Raw genomic sequence first — 20,135 nt, 5'->3', positions numbered from 1 at the left:
ACTTCCCGCCCCCTCTCGAGCGGCCCCACGCACTGCCGTTCTGCGCGCACTGCATAACAACAGACCGATCAAGGGATCCACATGACTGCCTCTTTCCGTTTTGCCTCACGCAAGCCGCTGGCAGCTGCCATCGCATTGTCAGCCTCCATGTTCACCGGTGCCGCTCTGGCAGAGCATCATGGCGACGCGCATGACAAGGCGCTGACGGCCGAAGCTGTCGTCGCCCAGTACGCCAACGTCGCACATGCCACCTACAGCGATGCCCTGGCCAGTGCCAATGCTCTGCGCGCCGCCAATGCCGCACTGATCGAGTCTCCGTCCGAAGATACGCTGGCCGCGGCACGTGCCGCCTGGAAGCAGGCGCGCGTGGCGTATCAGCAGAGTGAAGTGTTCCGCTTCGGCAATGCCATCGTCGATGACTGGGAAGGTCAGCTGAACGCCTGGCCGCTGGATGAAGGGCTGATCGATTACGTCGAAGGCGACGGCTATCAGGCCGAACTGGGCAACCCGGGTGCCAGCGCCAACATCATCGCCAGCGACAGCGTGCAGATCGGTGCCGACAAGATCGACACCACCGAGATCACCCCGGAGCTGCTGGCGTCCCTCAACGAGCTGGGCGGTTTCGAGGCCAACGTAGCCAGCGGCTACCATGCCATCGAATTCCTGCTCTGGGGCCAGGACATGCACGGCTTTGAGGCCGGTGCCGGCGAGCGCCCGGCAACAGACTTCGCCAAGGGCGATGCCTGTACCGCCGACAACTGTGACCGTCGTGGCGCCTACCTGCTGGCCGCCAACGACCTGCTGATCAGCGACCTGGAATACATGGTCGGCCAGTGGGCACAGGGCGAGAAGGACAACTACCGTGCGGAACTGACCTCGCTGCCGGCCGGGGAAGGCCTCGAGAAGATGCTGTTCGGCATGGGCTCCCTGTCACTGGGTGAGCTGGCCGGTGAGCGCATGAAGGTCGCGCTGGAAGCCAACTCCTATGAAGACGAGCACGACTGCTTCTCCGACAACACCCACTACTCGCACTTCTACAATGCCAAGGGCATCCAGAACGTCTACGAAGGCAAGTACGTGACCCTGGACGGCCGCACCTTCGAAGGCCCGTCACTGCATGCACTCGTCGCCCAAAATGACCCGGAACTGGCCGAGAAGATGCATGAGGCGCTGGACACCACCATGGGCCAGCTGCAGGTGATGGTCGACACGGCAGAAGCCGAGGGCGGCATGAAGTTTGACCAGATGATCGCCCCGGGCAATGCCGAAGGCGCCGAGATCATCAATGCCAGCATTCAGGATCTGGTCGCCCAGACCCGCCTGATCGAAGAGATCGCCGACGATGTCGGCATCAGCGGCATGAAGGCCGATACCGCGGACCATGAGTTCTAAGCACACGCTCGAGATTGCCAGTCCATGGGGTGACGATTGATCCTCCCCATGCAGCGCAGCCCCACGCCCGAACCCGTCTACGCACAGGTTCGGGCGTTGATGCTTTTCGCGCCAGCATTTGATGCGCGTCTGCCGATAGAGTCCTGAGAGGCGACTCTTCGAGCAGCCTGACCGCGCAAGCCGGGAAAACCCTGTATGCCAATATTGCACCACGACATGATGCTGCGTCCCTCCCTGACCCGCTCCCTCCCACTTGCCATCGCCCTGGCGTGTCTGCCTGCTCAGTCGGCATCGGCCGATCATCCCAAGCCCACGGCAGATTCCGCGATGACAGTGATGAGCTATCTGTCTTCCCTGCCATTGCAGGACACCGACAGAAGCGGTGGCGACGGCAGCGTGCCCAAGCACGATACCAATGCCTATTCACTGCCGGCCAAGAACCTGAGCTTCGATCAGCGCCTGTCCTTCAGTGTCGGCAACAGCTTCTTCAAGAGCCCCTGGGTGATCGCGCCCGCCAGCACCACTGCGCGCGATGGCCTCGGCCCACTGTTCAACACCAACGCCTGCCAGAACTGCCACGTCAAGGATGGCCGCGGCAGCCTGCCGGCCGAGGGCGATCCCTCGGTGGGCCTTTTCCTGCGCCTGGGTCTGCCGGACAGTCACGAGGACAGCTGGAGCGATGAGGAGCGTGAATTCCGGCGTATCGCCGGGGTGATGCCGCATCCTGTCTATGGCACCCAGCTGCAGAATGCCGCCGTGCCCGGCATCGAGCGCGAAGGCCGCATGCAGGTGGATTACGAGCAAGTGACGGTGACCCTGGCGGACGGGGAAGTGATCGCATTGCGCAAGCCGCGCTATTCCATTGTCGAACCCGGCTTCGGTGACCCGGGCGCCATCGCGCTCTCCCCGCGTCTCGCCCCTGGCATGGTGGGGCTGGGGCTGCTCGAGGCGGTCAGCGACGAGACCTTGCTCGAGTGGGCCGACCCGCAGGATGCGGATGGCGACGGCATCAGCGGGCGCGCCAATACTGTCTGGTCACTTGCCGAGCAACGCGAGGTCATGGGGCGTTTCGGCTGGAAGGCCGGCCAGCCCGATGTGCGACAGCAGAGCGCCAAGGCCTTCGCCGGTGACATGGGGCTGACTTCCAATCTGGTCAGCTCCACCGACTGCACCCCGCTCCAGAAGTGCGAGGCATTGCCCGATGGGGGGGAGATCGAGGTCGACGACAACGTGATGGACAACGTGGCCTTCTACTCGCGCAATCTGGCCGTGCCCACCCGGCGTGATATCGATGACCCGACGGTGCGCCAAGGCGAGCACCTGTTCCGCGAGCTTGAATGCGCCAGCTGTCACCGCCCACGCCTGACCACCCAGTCCGGCGGCGTGGCGGAACAACTGGCCGAGCAGACGATCTGGCCCTACAGCGACATGCTGCTGCATGACATGGGCGAAGGACTGGCAGATGATCGCCGCGAATTCGAGGCCAGCGGCCAGGAATGGCGCACGCCGCCCCTGTGGGGCATCGGCCTGGCCCAGACGGTCAACCCTGCCACGGGCTTCTTGCATGATGGCCGTGCACGCACCCTGCTCGAGGCCGTGCTCTGGCATGGCGGCGAAGCCCAGCCCAGCCGCGATGCCGTCGTGGCCCTGCCGACTGACCAGCGTGAAGCCCTGTTGCGCTTCCTCGAGACTCTCTGACAAGGAATACCCGTTCATGCCCCGCGACACCTTCACCCCAGCTGCAACCCCGATGAAACCTGCACAGTGCAAGACCTCGCCCCTGGCCCTGATGGCCTGTGGCATGACACTGTTGGGCGCCGCGCTGTTCTCGACGAGCACACTGGCGGCGACGGACTCTCCTGCTGCCAACACAGACGCCGCCACCACTGACACCAACAGCGCAAAGGCCGTAAGCCAGTTTGCCGCTGACACGCTGAGCGAGGCGCACCAGCAACTTGCCAGCCGCCTGCAACAGCTCGCGCAGCATACTCAGGCGTTCTGCTCCGCCGAGGGTGACGTCACCCTCGACACCCTCAAGCAGGACTGGCGCAGCGCCATGCTGGGGCTGAATCAGGTCAACTGGGTGGAAATGGGCCCGATCCTGCAGAACTCGCGTCAGTGGCAGCTGTATTTCTGGCCGGACAAGAAGGATCTGGTCGCGCGCAAGACCCGCGCCCTGCTCGCCGGTGATGCCCCGATCACGGTCGAGAGTCTGGCGGAGCAATCCATCGTCATGCAGGGCCTGGGCAGCGTGGAGTATCAGCTGTTCGATGCCCGCTATGCCGACTCGCCCCTGACGGCCGACTCACGTCGCTGCGAGTTGATGACGGCCAACACCGCCTACGCCGCCAATACCGGCAAGACGCTGCGTGATGAGTGGCAACAGTTCGCGCCGCAACTGGCCGAAGGCACTGGCGCCTTCAGCGATTCACGTGACGCCGTGCTGTCTCTGGTTCGCGCGCTGACCGTGCAGCTGGAAGCCATCAAGGACCGCAAACTGCGCCGGCCGATCGGCCTCGACAACGGCGGCACGGCCAACCCCTATGCGGCTGAGTCCTGGCGTGGCGGCATGGGGCTTGCCAACATCGCGGCGACCCTGGCGATGATGGAACGCCTCTGGCTCGGCAATGACGATGTCGCAGGCATTCAAGGCTACCTGAATGGCCAGGTCGACCCGCGCATGGTGGCCTCCACCACAAGCGATTTCGTCGATGCGCGCCAGGCCTTCGCCGCCCTGCCGGATGACCTCGCCGGCATACTGCGCGATGACCCGCGCAATGGTGAGCTGCAGCAGGCCATGATCCATGTCGAGACCCTGCAAGCCGGTTTTGCCGACACGCTCAACCCGGCGCTGGGCCTGTCACTGGGCTTCAACAGCACCGATGGCGACTGACAAGGACGGGGGAATTGTGAGTGGCGAATGGCGAATGGCGACTGAGGAATTGAGAGCGGCGAATGACAACTGACAAGGGGCCAGGCGAGATGCCTCACGGCATGACAGACACACACGCAGCCGACGCCCGCCAGCGACGTCGGCTGCTCAAGGCGTTGGCCTGCACGCCCCTGATGGGGCTGCCCGGCGGCATGGCCGTGGCAGGCGGCAACAACGCCGCCAGCGCCCAGGGGCGCGAACCACTCGGGGTGGCCATCTCGGCATGTGATGATGACACGGGGCAGCACTTTGCCAGCTGCACCAGTTATCAGGGAGTGGAGCGCTGGCGCCAGCCGATACGCCAGCGCGCCCACGGCGCCACCCGACATCCTCACAAGCCGTGGGCGCTGATCTTCTCACGGCGTCCGGGGACGGAAATCAATGTCTTCGACCTCGACAGTGGCGAGCGGATCGCACGCATCGAAGCCGCACCGGACCGTCACTTCTATGGGCATGGCGTGTTCAGCCCGGATGGCGGCCTGCTCTACACCACCGAGAATGCCATCGCGCCCGGAGAAGGCCGCATCGGCATCTACGACGTGAATCGCGACTTCGCGCGTATCGGCGAGTTCGCCAGTGACGGGATCGGCCCGCATGAAATTCGCCTGCATCCGGATGGCCAGCAGCTGATCATCGCCAATGGCGGGATTCTGACGCGGCCCGAAACCGGTCGGGTCAAGCTCAACCTGGACAGCATGCAGTCGAATCTGACCTTGCTCGACCGTGTCTCGGGCGAGATTCGCTGGCAAGGCGAGCCCTCCCATCACCAGCTGTCATTGCGCCACCTGGACGTCAGCCGCGAGGGCACCATCGTCGCGGGCTATCAGTATCAGGGCCCCGCGGCGGACCACCGCCCGCTGGTGGTGATGAAGCACCCCAGCAGTGACCGCTTGCAGGAACTGCCGTTACCGCGGGAATACGTCCCACAGTTCAAGCAGTACATCGCCAGCGTCGCCGTCTCCCCCAATGGGCGACTGGCCGTGGCGACCGCCCCACGCGGCAATCTGATCACGCTCTGGAATCTCGCGACGGGAGAGCTGGACACTACCCTGGACTTCGCCGACTGTGCAGGCGTGCTGGCGGTGCCGGCCACGCAGCAGACGCCGGCAGGCTTCGTGGTCAGCAATGGTCGCGGCGAGTGGCTGCTGATCGATGAGGAGGGGCTGCCGGCGCTTGGCCCGGTGCGGCTGGCGAATACCCACTGGGACAATCACCTGGCGCTGATGTAGGCAGGCATCTGGAGCTTCGATAACCGGGTGCAGGCGCTGTGGTGACGGGAGCTGGAGCGCCTAAGCGTGCGAATCACCACAGCGTCATCTGACGATCCAGCAGGCGATCGAAATCATCGTCCACGAACGGCAGGATGCCATCGGCGACGGGCTTGAGCTGGCGACTCAGGTAGTGCTCGACATCAATGGGCGAGCGCAGGTACTCGACGGGTTCCGGGCCGGAGGTGGTCATCACATAGCGAATCCAGCCGCCGCGCTGATAGCGTAACGGCAGGCCCCGCCGGCGGTTCTCGTCATCCGCCAGACGCGCCGCACGGACATGGGGCGGCACGTTGCGCTGATAATCGTCGAGCTTGCGCCGCAGTCGCTTGCGGTAGATCAAGGCCTCGATATCCGTGGTGTCCGCCGCGCCATGGGCATGGCGTTGCAGGTAATCCTGCACGTAGCCTTTCAGATACTCCTGATAGGGGCTGCCTTCGAAGATGCGACGATAGAGCCCCTGCTGGAAGGTCTTGGCCAGCGGCGTCCAGTCGGAGCGCACCGACTCCAGTCCCTTGAACACCAGTTCCGTCTGGCCGCTGCAGCCTGTCTGTTGCAGTCCGGCGTAGCGTTTCTTGCTGCCCTCTTCGGCCCCGCGAATGGTCGGCATCACGAAGCGCTGATAGTGGGTCTCGAACTGCAGCTCCAACGCGCTGTCGAGATCGAGACTGTCCTTGAGATGCCGTCGCCACCAGTCAGTGACATGCGCCGCCAGCTCACGGCCGATCCGGCTGGCCTCGGCTTCCTCATGCGCAGCGCCCAGCCACACGAAGGTGGAGTCGGTATCGCCATAGATGACGCGGTAGCCCTGCGCCTCGATCAATTCCACCGTCTGCTGGATGATCTGATGGCCACGCCGCGTGATCGAGGACGCCAGCCGTGGATCGAAGAAACGACAGCCGCGTGACCCCAGCACGCCATAGAAGGCATTCATGATGATCTTGAGCGCCTGGGTCAGCGGGGCGTCACCCGCCGCGCGGGCGGCGTCACGTGACTGCCAGATCTCGGCGACGATGCCCGGCAGACAGTGTCGGTCACGCGAGAACCGCGCGCCGAGAAAGCCGGGCACACCGGTCTCAGGGGCATCATCCGAGCCGTTCTCCGACCCACGCAGCCCTTCGATCAGGCCCAGCGGGTCGATCAGGAAAGTGCGGATGATGGAGGGATACAGACTCTTGAAATCCAGCACCAGCACCGAGTCATAAAGCCCGGGCTGGGAATCCATCACGAAGCCGCCGGGGCTGTCCTCCCCCACCACGTCTCCCAGATTGGGCGCGACCTTGCCCAGCCGGTGCAATCTCGGCAGATACAGATGCGTGAAGGCCGCCACCGAACCACCGCTACGATCCGCCTCGAGCCCCGTGGCTGCCGCCCGCGCGAGCAGAAACTCCATCAGCCGCGTCTTCGCGAAGATACGCGTGACCAGCTCGCAATCCTTGAGGTTGTAGCGCGCCAGGGAAGGCTTGTCCTCGGCGAACATGCGCAGAATCTCGTCCAGCCGGCCGTAGGGGTCATCGATGGCCTTGCCTTCCTGCAACAGCTCACGCGAGACATTCTCGAGACTGAACGACTCGAAATGCCAGAAGGCCGACTTGAGCGCCTCGATGCCATCCACCACCCAACGCCCGGCGATCTCGGCAAAGAAGTGCTCGGCCTGGCGGGAATGAGAGCGCCACTGCATCACGCTGGCGTCACGCCCCAGTCGCAGTGGCAGGCCTTTGGCCTCTGACAACCGCACCAGCATGCGCAGATCGAACTGGATGACGTTCCAGCCGATGATGACATCCGGATCATGCCTTGCGACCCAGTCCAGCAGGCATTGCAGCAGCTCACGCCGGCTATCGCGGTACTCCAGCGAGAAATCGCGGCTGGTGTCCTCCTCGCCATTGGGGGGGCCCAGCATGTAGACCTGACGCTGTCCGCAGCCCTCGAGCGCGATGGAATACAGATTGCCCCGCGCATCGGTCTCGATATCCAGCGATGCCCAGCGCAGCGGTGGCCGATAGCCCGCAAGCGGTGTCAGGCGCGCATTCCTCACGCTGCCATCAGGCTGGCGCTCGCCGCGTGCCGTGACGCCTGCCGTGATGAAACGCTCCATCAGGTAGCGGTCCGTCGGACGCACATCCGCTTCATAGACGTCGACGCCAATCGCCTTCAAACGGCGCGCCAGCTGGCCCAGGGTGCGATATTCACGACAGTAGAGCCCCACCACGGGGCGATGATGGAAGTCTTCCAGTGCCAGCGGTCGCAGCTCGGCGCCGGCCTCAAAGCTCACCAGTGCCTGAGCCAGTACCTGCTGTTCGGCGGGCAGGAAAGCGACGACTTCCTGGGGCGCACATTCGACACGTACGGCGCCTTCGTCAGTGCGGACCCAGAAGCTGATCACCACCCCCTCGGGCGTGTCCCGCCAATGACGGGTCAGCACGAAGCCATGAAGTTCAACAGGAGCGTGGCGGGAATCTTCGGATGCGGCCTCTGGCACTGCATTACCTTTACGTTGAATATACGAATGCCGGGCAGGATGAGAGCAAGACGCGTCTGCATCCTCATACGATAATATGAATTCTGTATCGTACAACATCCGGCGTGAAGCCTGAGCTTGACGACGGAAATACCGTGCCTTCCCGGCGACAGGATGGATGTCTGCGGCAAGGAATGCCTCTCCCGAGATAGCGGCACCCCACAAGGAGCCTGCATCATGCAACGCTTTGAGATGATTCAAACCCTGCTGGGCCAGATGCTGGGCCAGATCGACGACATCATCTTGCTTGCAGATGATCAGCGCCATATCACCTACCTGAATGACAGCGCGGTGAAGGCATTCGGCTACCCGCGTGAAGCGTTGATCGGCAAGCAGACACGTATGCTGTATGCCTCCAGCGATGAGTTCGAGCGCCAGGGGCAGAGGCGCTTTCGTGTCGATGCCCAGCCCGCCAAGGAAGGCCGGGTCATCCGCTACCGTCGCCAGGATGGCACCTACTTCTATGGTGAGACGCTCGGCGGCCCCATCAAGGACCCCACCAGCGACAACATCTTCATGTTCGGGCTGATCCGCGATGTCTCACGCCGTGTGACGGCGGAACATACTCTCCACAGCCTGCATGCCATCACCTCATCACGTGAACTCAACTTCAATGAGCGCATCGATGAGCTGCTGAAACTGGGCTGCGCCCATTTCGGCCTGCCGATCGGTATCTTCAGCCGCATCCAGGGCGGCGAATACGTCGTCCAGCGCGCCTGTCACCCGGAAGACCTGCTGGAACCGGGACTGAGCTTCTCGCTCAGCGATACCTATTGCGATCACGTCTACAAGGCCGACTGCGTCCAGGCCTTCCATCATGTGGCCAGCAGTGAGATCCGCAACCATCCCTGCTATGCCAACTTCAATCTGGAAGCCTACATCGGGGCACCGGTGATCGTGGATGGTGAGCGCTACGGCACCTTCAACTTCTCAAGCCCTGACCCGGTGCCGCCCTTCACCGCTCAGGACATCGAGCTGGTACGTCTCATCGCCTTGTGGGCCGGCCACGAAGTCGCGCGTGCCAATGACATCAATGCCCTGAAGGAAGCGCATCAGGCGCTCGAGAAGATCGCGATCACCGATCCGCTGACCGGTCTCTACAATCGCCGTCATGCCCAGCAGGTACTGGATGACAGCATCGCGGCACTGGCCACCGCCGAGGTTGACCACCCCCTGTGCGTGGCACTGCTGGATTTCGACCATTTCAAGAAGATCAACGACAATCATGGCCATGACGCCGGTGATCTTGCCTTGCAACACTTGAGCGTGCTCGCCGAGGAGATTCTGCTGCCCGGCGACACCCTCGCCAGATGGGGTGGCGAGGAATTCCTGGCGATTCTGCCTGACTCGCTGCTCAGTGACTCGGCCACGCGCATCAACCTGCTGCGACAACGCATGAAGGACAGTGTCGTGGAATACGCTGGCCAACGTCTGCCCCTGTCATTGAGCATCGGGATGACCTGCCTGGCACCCGATGACAGCGCCACCCGCGAGCAGTTGATCGCACGCGCCGATGAAGCCATGTACGCGGCCAAGGAAGAAGGACGCAACTGTCTCAGGATGCTGTAACGCAATGATGCGTGAATTGCTCCGTCCTGCCTGTCCTGATCAGGAGCCACAAGCAGGACGGAGCCTTCTCACCAAAGCCCGCTCACAGAAGCCCTCGCGCCCCGCCATCACCCCTCTCGCACTCAGGTGGCGAACACGCTAAGGTCAGGCCCATCCCCTTCTGCCGAGCCACCCGACGTCGTCGTTGCCTATCCTCATGCCTTCACACGATTCCAGCGCTACGCCGCCCGATGCGTCCTATGCCTTCGGCCTCCCGGAAGACGGCGTGCTGTCTGACCAGCCCACCAGCATTGCGCCCTTGACCGCCACCCTTGCCTCGCCTGCCCCCACTGACCGTCACCAACTCGGCATCTTCCTGCTGCCGGGCTTCGCGATGGTCGCGCTGTTCTCGATGATCGAGCCGCTGCGCATCGCCAATCGACTGCGCGGAACACGCCTGTATCAGTGGACACTCGCAAGCCAGGATGGCGCGTCGGTCAAGGCCTCCAACGGCATGGTGCTGCCGGTGGATACCGCACGTGATGACCTCGCCGCAGTGGACACGCTGGTGGTGTGCACCAGCTTTGCCCCGGAAGCCTATCTGGAAGACCGCACCTTGCACTGGCTGCAGGAGCGCTCCCATAGCGGCTGCCAGCTCGGCGGCGTGGACACCGGCTGCTTCGTGCTGGCGCGTGCCGGCCTGCTCACCGGCAAGACGGTGACGCTGCACTGGGAAAGCCTGCCGGAATTCAGCCAGCGCTTCGATGAGGTGGACGCCGTGGAGTCACTGTATGAAATCAGTGACGATGGCTTCTTCTGCGCCGGCGGCAGCGCCCCGCTGGACATGAGCCTGGAGCTGATTCGCCGCCAGCATGGTCAGGCGCTCTATCAGGCAGTACGCGAACAGCTGATTCTCGATCAGGGTCGCCTGCCGGCCAGCCGCCAGCGCGGCATCAGTCAGCAGACGGCCGATCTGGCCGACCCGCTGCTCAGGCGTGCGATCACGCGCATGGAGAACACCCTGGAGGCCCCGCTCAGCATCGAGGCACTCGCCGAGGAGCTCGGCCTCTCATGGCGCCAGCTGGAGCGCCGCTTCCAGCAAGGGCTCGGCTGCACGCCTCGCGCCTATCATGGGGAGCGTCGCCTGCTGCACGCACGCAGCCTGCTTCACGATACCCGCCATGGCGTCACCGATATCGCCCTGGCCTGCGGTTTCACCTCGCATTCGAGTTTCACCCGCGCCTTTCGCCGTCGCTTCGGCATCACCCCGACCCAGGCACGCCGCCAGCCACCGCGCCCCTTGGGTTGATCCACACCCGTTATCCGCATCGCAATGTCGAATTGGGCACAGTCGGTGTCGAATTGGGCACAGTAGCGAGCGCCGTGGGCTGCCATTCTGTCGGGGAATCGCTCACCTGACAGAAGGAAGGACTCTCCATGGCGCTCCCGATCACACCCGATTACGACAGCTGGCCAATTGACGAGACTCTCGTGAAGGTCATTCACGAAGCACGCTATCTGAGCGTGACCTGGAGCGATGGCCGCGTCAGCCGTTTTCATAGTGTCTGGTTGCGCGAGAACGCCGCGGACGATACCACCGTCAATCCGGCGACGCGCGAACGCATTCTGGACCTCTCCCAGATTCCCGCCTGGCCGGAAATCGCCGAGGCCAGCATCGATGAGGACGGCGCACTCAGCGTGCTGTTCACGCCCGAAGACCGCCGCCTGCGCTTCCACCCGGGCTTCCTGCGCGCCAATGACTATGACAACCAGGACGCGCTGCCGCCGGAACTGCCGCCGCTGACGCTCTGGCACGGTGAGCAGTTGGTTCAGCCGCCGACCATCGATGCCGCCCGCCTGGCCGAGGCCGACCATGGCAGCGCGCAGGAGGCGGAGATTCTGTATGCGACCCTGCACGAACTGCTCGGCAAGGGACTGGTGCGCCTGCGCAACCTGCCGACGGAAGAAGGCGCCATCGAAAAGGTCGCCGAGCGCATCGGCTCGATCCGCACCACCAACTTCGGCCACCTCTTCAATGTCCGCGCGATCCAGAACCCGGATTCCAACGCCTATACCTCCATCGCCTTGCCGCCGCATGTGGACCTGCCGACCCGGGAATATCAGCCGGGCCTGCAGTGCCTCTACTGTCTCGAGAACACCGTGGAAGGCGGCATGGCGGTGATGATGGACGGCTTCGCCATCGCGGCGGCGCTGAAGGAGGAACACCCCGAGGCCTACGAGACACTCACCACGGTGCACTGGCGCTACGCCAATACCTCGCGCAATACCGATCATGTCTGGTACTCGCCGATGATCGTGCTGGGTCAGGCAGGAGAACTGCTGGAGGTGCGGATCGCCGACTTCCTGCGCGGGCCGATGATGGCCCCGTTCGAGCAGACCGAGACCGCCTATGAAGCACTGATGACGCTGCAGCGCATGTTGCGTGAGCCGCGCTTCGCCATGCGTTTCACCTATGCCCCTGGCGACATGGTCATCTTCGACAATCGCCGCCTGCTGCACGCCCGCGATGCCTTCGAGGGCGACAGCGGCAGCCGCTGGTTGCAGGGCTGCTACCTGGAGCGTGACGAAGTGCGCTCTCGTTATCGCATGCTCAAGCGTGCCGAACGCGCCGAGCGGGTCGAGGAAGCCACCCAGGCGGTGTGATTCGGTTCGTCGTGCCTCTGCTCACGCCGATGGCCGACATGAGAATGAGGACGTGCGGGGAATCAGGGCGTGCGTGGCGTGATGACGAGCGTGAAGCCGGGGTCCTGCGGGATCAGGGGCGGCAGACAACGCACCTCATGACCGGGCAACTGGCGGGAAAGACATCGGGTCAGCGTCGCAGGTTCAAAGGCGCTGACCCATGCCGGCCTATCAGGCTTCTCGCCCCGCCAATGGACGGCATGCATGCCCCATTCCGGCTCCAGCATGTGACGTGACAGGGTCTGCCAGGCCAGTTGATGGCGACCGCTGCCCGACACGATGCGCGTGGACAACGGCAGACGTTCGACATCACAGGCATCGATCACGATTCGCAGGCGTGGATGACGAAGAATCACCTCGACGAGTCTCGCGAGTTGCTCGCCCTGCTGCCAGTTGGCACTGATGCGACAGCTGATCGCCACGCAGGATGCCGGCGTCTCGGCCAGCACATCGAGAATGTCGCCGTGCACCACCTCTTCAAGCTGAGGCCGGCTCTGGCATCGTACGCCTGTCAGGCAGGTCATGTTGTTTGCGGCTGGCCGTGTACGTCACTTCCGATGCCTGATGCTGGCCCTGGCCTCAATGTTGATGCTCTGCATCATGTGATGAGTGAGGATGATCCTCAGCCCGGCCACTGTCCTTCGGCTCATGATTCTCTTTCGGCTCATGACTGCCCTCCGGCTCATGGCTGTCTTGTAAATCAGCAGGCCCATCAGCTTCCCTAGCGTGATGTGGTTGGCGGGTGTCATCGTCATGATGCGATGACGGTGATTGTGCAGTCTCCCCTCCGCCATGTTGATGACCATCACTTGCTGCCACAAGAGCTGTATAACGCGCAGCACTCATGCCCGGTAGCTCTTGCATGAAAGCGACCATCTGCCAGATATATTCATCCTGCATGCTCTTGCCCCATGCCGGCATTCCACTGGCTTTTATCCCATGCTTGATGACCCAGAAGTGCTCTCTAGGCTCACCATGGATATCCGAAGTCACAAAATTCGGTGGACTGGGATAAAGCCCCTTGCTGAGTTCAGTCTCTTGCATGCCTGGCGCGAGATGGCAGGAGGCGCACATCGATGCATAATTACCGGCCCCCGCCACTTTCATGGCTTCATCATCGAGGGATGGCGTTGCGATATCACTCGCGTGGCTCTCGATCGAACGATCACGCGCCGTTTCAAGAATTCCATAGACCCATGGCCCATGCGGATCATCTGCCGCGACACTGACGACGCCGGAGTAAGTGACTCCAGCCCCGGCTGCCAGCAGCACCAGGAATGCCAGACACATCCCTACCAGTACTTTTTTCATGTCAGTCCCCTTGATGAAACAACATGATTCAACGCCCAGACCGCTATGTAAAAAAGCCGGTGGCTGACGGCCAACAATACCAGCGACATGACGCGATGCATCGGGCAGCGCCTTGGCACCTGAAACGCTTGTCCGATTTCATTGAGCTGTCTCTGCATCATTCAAGGAACACCTCCAGAGAATGACTTCGACCACCATCAGCCAACACACGACAGCCATCGAGATTCAGAACATCAAGCGCACACCGATCACGACAGCCGTATCCTCAACCTCCTCACCTTCTTCACGCTGCATATCGGCGGTTTCGCCATACTCTCTCTGCCAGTACATGCCGACGTAAGGCGCTACCCGCCGAGTTATCTCATAGCGAGCACGCAAGCCGATTCGTAATGAGTTGAGGCCCGTCCCAATCCCCTGTTGCCTGGACTCATTGGCAGCGAAGACCATTTCACTACGTGGCTGTAGATACCAGCGCTGGGTCAGGCGCACATCATGTTCAAGCTCCAGGCTGGCAGTCACGATACCTTCCTCTCGGTACTGCACTGCGGCATCCGTCTCGATCCGGTAGGGGGCGGTTCCCTGAAAGCCGAACACCCCATACACGCCTTCATCATGATCATCGTTGAACACACCACCCTGATAGCCAGCGCCGATCTGGAACTCCCAGAAATCGGCAACCAGCTGACTGTAGAGAAGCTCAAGGGATTCAAACTCGGCTTCTTCCCCATCGCCCTGGACATTCTCCCCTTCTGACTTGAGATAGACGCGGTGGGTATCTCCGCCGTACCAGGCCTGAAAATCCCACACCAGGGAGTCCTCGCCCTTGTCCGGAAGGCTATATTCCAGGCGATCGAAGACTGCACTCCACTGGAGATGTTCGGCCATGGGCGATGGCCATGACGCCGGGGCATCATATCCGTCCTGGGCAAATGCCTGGGAGACACCAGCACCGGAGAATAGACATACCGTCACGCAGGCAAGACGAAATGAATGCTGACTGATTGACATGATGACTCCTCAGGAAACCTTTACGACACGGAACATACCTGCATCCATGTGGTATAGAAGATGACAATGGAAAGCCCAGCTACCTTCTGCATCGGCAGTGATCAACGCTGAAACGCGCTCACCGGGTTTGACATTCAAGGTGTGCTTGCGAGGGATCAGGTCACCGTGGCCATTCTCGAGCTCCATCCACATCCCATGTAAATGAATGGGATGCTCCATCATGGTGTCATTGATCAAGATGAGACGGAGGCGCTCATCTTTATGAAAATGAATAGGGCCATTGACTTCGCTGAACTTCTTGCCATCGAAGGACCACATATAACGTTCCATATTGCCGGTCAGATGCAACTCCATCTCGCGCATGGGGCCGCGTCTGTCCGGCCATGGTGAATAGGCCTTGAGATCCTGATAGACCAGTACACGACGCAGCGATTGGTCCAGACCGATTCCCGCCTGGTCATAACGAGCCCCTTGCTGAACAGCACCCGCCATCAGCATGCCGCCCTGGGCTGCATCGGCTTGCAGGCCAGTCATCTTCGAATGGTCCATACCTGCCATCTTCGAATGGTCCATGCCTGCCATCTTCGAATGGTCCATGCCTGCCATCTGCGAATGGTCCATGCCAGCCATCTGCGAATGGTCCATGCCCGCCATCTGCGAATGGTCCATGCCCGCCATCTGCGAATGGTCCATACCTGCCATCTTCGAATGGTCCATGCCTGCCATCTGCGAATGGTCCATGCCCGCCATCTGCGAATGATCCATACCTGCCATCTGCGAGTGATCCATTCCAGCATGAGCGCCCATGGCCTCCATCCCGCGATCAGCGATCTGCCGTCGTTCAGGTATGGGCGCCTCCATTCCAGGGCGGGGTGCCAACGTGGCTCGCGCGTAGCCACTGCGGTCCATGGCTTCGGCGAAGATGGTGTAGGCCTTGTCATCTTCCGGTGTCACCAGTACATCGTAGGCTTCCGCCACGGCAATACGGAACTCATCCACTTCTACAGGTTGCACTGGCTGTCCATCTGCCGCTACCACGGTCATCTTCAAGCCGGGAATGCGTAAATCGAAGTAGCTCATTGCCGAGCCATTGACGACACGCAGACGCACTGTTTCCCCGCGCTTGAATAGCGCGCTCCAGTTTTCTTCTGGTGAATGACCATTGAGAAGATACGTATAGGTACTGCCGGTGACATCGGCAATATCCCGTGAACTCATGCGCATCTCTGCCCACATGCTGCGCGACTCGATCGTGTCCACCCAACCACCCCGTCGTACATCCGCAAAGAAATCAGCGACGGTACGCTCCTGATAGTTGTAGTAGCCTTCCATGGTCTTGAGATTGCGAAATACGGACTTGGGGTCTTCGAATGTCCAGTCAGTCAGCAGCAGGACATGCTCACGATCATAGGTGAAGGCTTCCGGTGTTGCGGAGTCGATGATCAATGGACCTGCGTGGCCCTCCTGCTCCTGGAGGCCTGAATGACTGTGATACCAGTAGGTACCGCTCTGAGTGACAGGGAACCGATAGGTAAAGGTTTCGCCCGGTGCTATCCCTGCGAAGCTGATACCCGGCACACCGTCCATTTCCGGGGGAAGTATGATGCCATGCCAGTGAATGGAGGTTGGCTCATCGAGCAGGTTTGTCACCTTGATGACAGCATCCTGCCCTTCCTTCAAGCGCACCATGGGCCCGGGACTACTGCCATTGATGCTGATGGGACGAGCGAATTGCCCGGCAATGTCGATGTCTTCACGTCGAATGACAAGAGAGATCTCGGGCCCATGCTCAACCCCCTGGGAGTAACCTGATGTGCGCCCCCAGGGGTTGGCCCAGGCGGGTGCCACGCCTGACACCATTGCGCCCAGCCCCAGGGCAGAACCTCCCTTGAGCAACTGACGACGTGATACAGAAAATTCAGACGGTTTTGGTGCCATGGCCGTAGCTGCTCCCGAGTCATGAATGATGAGTCATGACATGGATGAAGCCACGGCAAGCTGAAACGAACCTGAATGGAGTGCCTATTTGCGGGTGGGCAGATGCACCTCGGCTCTCAATCCCCCTGCGGCTGCTGTTGAGTAGCTCACGCAACCAGCGTAATGCTTGACGAGATGCGCAAGAATGGAGAGCCCCAGCCCATACCCCGGGTGAGTTTCGTCCTGCCGCCACCCACGCTCGCCAAGATGGGCCAACTGTGCCTGCGGCACCCCCGGACCATCATCCTCGACGCAGAGCACGATCTGGTCTCTCTCTATCGTCAATCGGCATTGCACCTGATTGACAGACCACTTGCCCGCATTATCCAGCAATATGCCGAGCATTTCGGTGAAATCCTGTGTCTCGACATTCACCCAGCTATCCGCATGCTGATTAGATACGCCCAGACACTCCAGCAAGAAGGTACGCTGCGGATAGATCCCCTGGAACATCTCGATCAAGCGCTGGGCCTCTTCAACCGGCCGTGTTGTCTGACCGGCGCGCGGGCCAGCAATGCGGGCTCGCCTGAGCTCTGTCTCCAGCTGGGAATGAATCGTCTCTACACGTTGCAGCATCTTGCCACGACGTACCTCATTGATCGGTCGCTTGCCACGCAGCACCTGTGTCAGTGCCGTCAGAGGTGTCTTGAGCGCATGGGACAGATTCGCGACAGACTCTCGTGAACGAGACAACCGACGATCAAACTCATCCAGCAGGGTGTTGAGCTGTGATACCAACGCATCAAGCTCGGAAGGGGCCTCAAGCACAATCCGCTTTCGGTGCCCGGACTGGAGTTCACTCAATTGATGACGCAGGACACTCAACGGCCTGAGCCCCCGCCTTACCGCCAGCAGATTGAGTGAGATCAGAATTCCCCACAACAGGATGGCGCTGGCGGCGATCCACCAGTGAACTCGGGTCAAGCCCTGCTCCACTGGCGAGAAATTCTCGGCAATCAGCAATTGCACCGCGTCCCCGCGGATATCGAAGACGTGCCGATAGACCAACAGTGGCTGTTGCTGAAACTGATGCATGAACAACGCATCCCTCTTGCCCTCAAGCAAAGGGAGCATCTGCGTCGGCAAGGCAGGCAGCGAAGTACTGACCTTCTCCCCGACTCGCAACACATAGAAATGATGAAAGCTCAGGGACTCCTCTCGGGCCGCTGCCATGAGCTGGGCAACAGGTCGCTCATCCTTCTTGAGCAAGGTGACGATATGCGATGCCTCATCCTTGAGACGCTCGCCAAGAAAGTCCTTCGCCAGCTCGTGGAGAAAGAAGCCATGCAGATACCAGGCAAACAGCACCACCGCGAGAGATGCTCCTCCCAGGCGGGTCAGCAGGCGAAAACGAAGGCTACGACGATCGATGTGAAACAAGCAGATACCCCTGTCCGCGGCGGGTCTGTATCAAGTCCTTGCCCAGGCGGCGGCGAAGGCGAGCGATATAGACTTCTACCAGATTGGGCGCCGCGGCGTCCTGCTCCAGGGCATATAGCTGATCCAGCAACTGTGCCTTGGAGTGCACTCTGTCTGGATGATGCATGAGGTAGCGCAACAGGCGGAATTCGGTGGCCGTCAAGCTCGCCCACTGCACTCCATCGCAGCACACACGCTGCGCCTCTTCATCCAGCTGAATTCCGCTCACCTGAAGATACCCATGACTTGCCCCTTGGCGACGCCGAAGGAGCGCATGAAGCCGTGCCAGCAACTCTGCTTCATGAAATGGCTTGGTGAGGTAATCATCTGCCCCGCTGCGCAAACCGACGACCTTGTCTTCCCACGTGTCACGGGCCGTGAGAATCAGTATCGGAATATCCACCTGTCCTTGACGCCAGCGCTTGAGCAAATCCAACCCGGAGCCGTCAGGCAGTCCCAGATCCAGAATGGCCAGCGCGTACTGCTCGGTTGCCATGAAGGCTTGCGCATCATTCAAATTCGAGGAGACATCCAGCCGATAACCATTATCCTCAAGCAGCTCGGCCAGGCTTTCCGCCAGCAGGTCATCATCTTCAAGCAACAACAGCTTCATGCCAGCTTTCTCCTGATCCACAAAATACCCACTGAACACTGCGGCATAGGGCTAAACCAACATGTCATGGTAAGCCTCACCATCCTATGGGGGAAAGCTGATCACTGGCTGAAAAGACAGCAATACACAATCTCACCACCACGCGAAGCCGCTCGAATCTCCCATGTGCTATTCAGCCACGCACGCCTGGCTGGATAGCGCCTCTTGGTCACGGTAGCCTTGCACGCCTGTCAGGCAGGTCATGCGTCATGTCGGCTGCCTGAATCCCTATCCATCTTTATTGGCTATCTCCACAGGATGCCCGCAATGCTCGCCAATCCCGCCGATATTCCCTACCTCGCAAACCTGCTTGATGGCCTCGCGCAGTATTTCCCGCTCTCGCTGCCTATCGTCTGCGCGTTGTTGCTGCTTGCCCTGCTGACGTCAGCCATGTCTGCAGCTGTCGGGGTCGGCGGTGGCACCCTGCTGATCATGTTCATGGCGCAGTTGATGCCCGCCGCTGCCTTGATCCCGGTGCATGGCATGGTGCAGCTGGGCTCCAACGGCGGGCGCATGGCGATGACGTGGCGCCATATCGACATGCGCCGTCTGTTGGCCTTTCTGCCCGGCGTGGCGCTGGGTGCGCTGGTCGCGGCCTGGGTGTTGATCCGCTTGCCTGAAGGGGTACTGGAGCTTTCCATCGCGCTGTTCGTGCTGTTCACCTGCTGGGGGCCGGCACTGCCCAAGCGAGCTTTGAGCCGCACGGGCACCTTGATCGCCGGTGCCATCACCACCTTTCTTTCAAGTCTGATCGGTGCCAGCGGCCCACTGGTGGCGAGCTTCATCAAGCAAGGCGGCGGCGAGCGTCATACCAAGGTGGCGACCTTCGCGGCCTGCATGGTCGCGCAACACCTGACCAAGGCGTTCATCTTCGGCATGGCAGGGTTTCTCTTCCAGGAGTGGTTGCCCCTGATCGTGCTGATGATCGGCGCGGGCCTGATCGGCACCCGCCTCGGACTGCGCTTTCTGGATCGCGTCTCCAACCGGCACTTCGATGGCCTGTTCAAATGGGCGCTGTCATTGCTGGCGCTCAGGCTTGCCTGGCTGGGTAGCGCTTCTCTGATCAGTCATTGATCCGCCGCCAGACAGGGTCTGGGGGCGCGACATTATTGCGGGGGGCACGTCAGTGCTGGCTGAGGTAACATGCCCCTTATGCAAGTGCATGCCGATGGTCAGAGAGTGTGTGTGTGAATGCGCATGGCCAGCGCACCCACTTCAGCCCTCGATCCTCATATCTCTATGGGCAGATCCTCTCTGTCACGATAGCCTTGCGTGCCTGCCAGGCGGCACATGCGTCATCATGGCGGCCTGCTCTATGTCCTCGCCCAGTATTTCCGCTCTCGCTCTCGCTGCCGCTAAGACTGGTAGAGCGACAAACACCGGTCGCACCAAGCGCAAGTTGAA

The 20,135-nt window shown here is 61.4% G+C and carries 15 protein-coding genes; 8 read left to right on the top strand and 7 right to left on the bottom strand.

Features of this window, described 5'->3' with window-relative positions:
- The first annotated feature begins 81 nt into the window (after window positions 1–81).
- From QD356_RS05010 to QD356_RS04995, 4 genes are all read left to right on the top strand, one after another.
- Window positions 82–1,392 (top strand): imelysin family protein, encoded by a 1,311-nt coding sequence (locus QD356_RS05010; RefSeq protein WP_225996426.1) that lies wholly within the window; start codon window positions 82–84, stop codon window positions 1,390–1,392.
- 195 nt (window positions 1,393–1,587) lie between these two features.
- On the top strand, window positions 1,588–3,090 hold the full coding sequence (locus QD356_RS05005; protein WP_225996425.1) for a di-heme oxidoredictase family protein: 1,503 nt from the start codon (window positions 1,588–1,590) through the stop codon (window positions 3,088–3,090).
- A gap of 16 nt (window positions 3,091–3,106) precedes the next feature.
- Window positions 3,107–4,285 carry an imelysin family protein gene (locus QD356_RS05000; protein ID WP_192838198.1) on the top strand — a complete coding sequence of 393 codons (1,179 nt, stop codon included), beginning with the start codon at window positions 3,107–3,109 and terminating at the stop codon, window positions 4,283–4,285.
- 101 nt (window positions 4,286–4,386) lie between these two features.
- Window positions 4,387–5,553, top strand: coding sequence for a DUF1513 domain-containing protein (locus QD356_RS04995; protein WP_192838197.1), 1,167 nt, complete (start codon window positions 4,387–4,389; stop codon window positions 5,551–5,553).
- A gap of 73 nt (window positions 5,554–5,626) precedes the next feature.
- Here QD356_RS04995 and QD356_RS04990 read toward each other — a convergent pair whose 3' ends face one another.
- Window positions 5,627–8,074 carry a DNA polymerase II gene (locus tag QD356_RS04990; protein ID WP_279876963.1) on the bottom strand — a complete coding sequence of 816 codons (2,448 nt, stop codon included), beginning with the start codon at window positions 8,072–8,074 and terminating at the stop codon, window positions 5,627–5,629.
- A gap of 216 nt (window positions 8,075–8,290) precedes the next feature.
- Here QD356_RS04990 and QD356_RS04985 point away from each other — a divergent pair, with 216 nt between their 5' ends.
- From QD356_RS04985 to QD356_RS04975, 3 genes are all read left to right on the top strand, one after another.
- Entirely contained in the window at window positions 8,291–9,682 is a 1,392-nt protein-coding gene (locus QD356_RS04985; protein ID WP_192838195.1) for a diguanylate cyclase, read from the top strand.
- A gap of 196 nt (window positions 9,683–9,878) precedes the next feature.
- Entirely contained in the window at window positions 9,879–10,970 is a 1,092-nt protein-coding gene (locus QD356_RS04980) for a GlxA family transcriptional regulator (protein ID WP_225996424.1), read from the top strand.
- Between the two features lie 128 nt (window positions 10,971–11,098).
- Complete coding sequence (locus QD356_RS04975; protein ID WP_192838194.1) at window positions 11,099–12,325, top strand: TauD/TfdA family dioxygenase; 1,227 nt, start codon at window positions 11,099–11,101, stop codon at window positions 12,323–12,325.
- Window positions 12,326–12,387: 62 nt separating this feature from the next.
- On the opposite strand, the gene QD356_RS04970 is transcribed toward QD356_RS04975, so the two are convergent.
- From QD356_RS04970 to QD356_RS04945, 6 genes are all read right to left on the bottom strand, one after another.
- Window positions 12,388–12,888, bottom strand: a complete 501-nt coding sequence (locus QD356_RS04970) for a hypothetical protein (protein ID WP_279876959.1) — start codon at window positions 12,886–12,888, stop codon at window positions 12,388–12,390.
- Between the two features lie 55 nt (window positions 12,889–12,943).
- Complete coding sequence (locus tag QD356_RS04965; protein WP_192838192.1) at window positions 12,944–13,675, bottom strand: cytochrome c; 732 nt, start codon at window positions 13,673–13,675, stop codon at window positions 12,944–12,946.
- A 225-nt stretch (window positions 13,676–13,900) separates the two neighbouring features.
- The gene (locus QD356_RS04960; protein ID WP_192838191.1) at window positions 13,901–14,683 is read right to left on the bottom strand and encodes a copper resistance protein B; all 783 of its coding nucleotides are present in this window, start codon (window positions 14,681–14,683) and stop codon (window positions 13,901–13,903) included.
- A gap of 9 nt (window positions 14,684–14,692) precedes the next feature.
- A complete protein-coding gene (locus tag QD356_RS04955; RefSeq protein ID WP_192838190.1) occupies window positions 14,693–16,621 on the bottom strand; it encodes a copper resistance system multicopper oxidase in 1,929 nt (642 codons plus the stop codon).
- Between the two features lie 84 nt (window positions 16,622–16,705).
- Window positions 16,706–18,040: an ATP-binding protein gene (locus tag QD356_RS04950; RefSeq protein WP_225996423.1), complete on the bottom strand. Its 1,335-nt coding sequence runs from the start codon at window positions 18,038–18,040 to the stop codon at window positions 16,706–16,708.
- Window positions 18,018–18,692 (bottom strand): response regulator transcription factor, encoded by a 675-nt coding sequence (locus QD356_RS04945; protein ID WP_192838189.1) that lies wholly within the window; start codon window positions 18,690–18,692, stop codon window positions 18,018–18,020. The genes QD356_RS04950 and QD356_RS04945 overlap by 23 nt, the downstream gene beginning before the upstream one ends.
- Window positions 18,693–18,998: 306 nt before the next feature.
- Between QD356_RS04945 and QD356_RS04940 the strand changes: the two genes are divergently transcribed.
- Window positions 18,999–19,805 carry a sulfite exporter TauE/SafE family protein gene (locus QD356_RS04940; protein ID WP_192838188.1) on the top strand — a complete coding sequence of 269 codons (807 nt, stop codon included), beginning with the start codon at window positions 18,999–19,001 and terminating at the stop codon, window positions 19,803–19,805.
- Window positions 19,806–20,135 lie beyond the last annotated feature (330 nt).

Source organism: Cobetia sp. 2AS, assembly GCF_029846355.1.
Taxonomy (GTDB): Bacteria; Pseudomonadota; Gammaproteobacteria; order Pseudomonadales; family Halomonadaceae; genus Cobetia; species Cobetia amphilecti.
The sequence above is the reverse complement of the archived record's forward strand: the minus strand, read 5'-3'. Positions and strand labels throughout refer to the sequence as shown.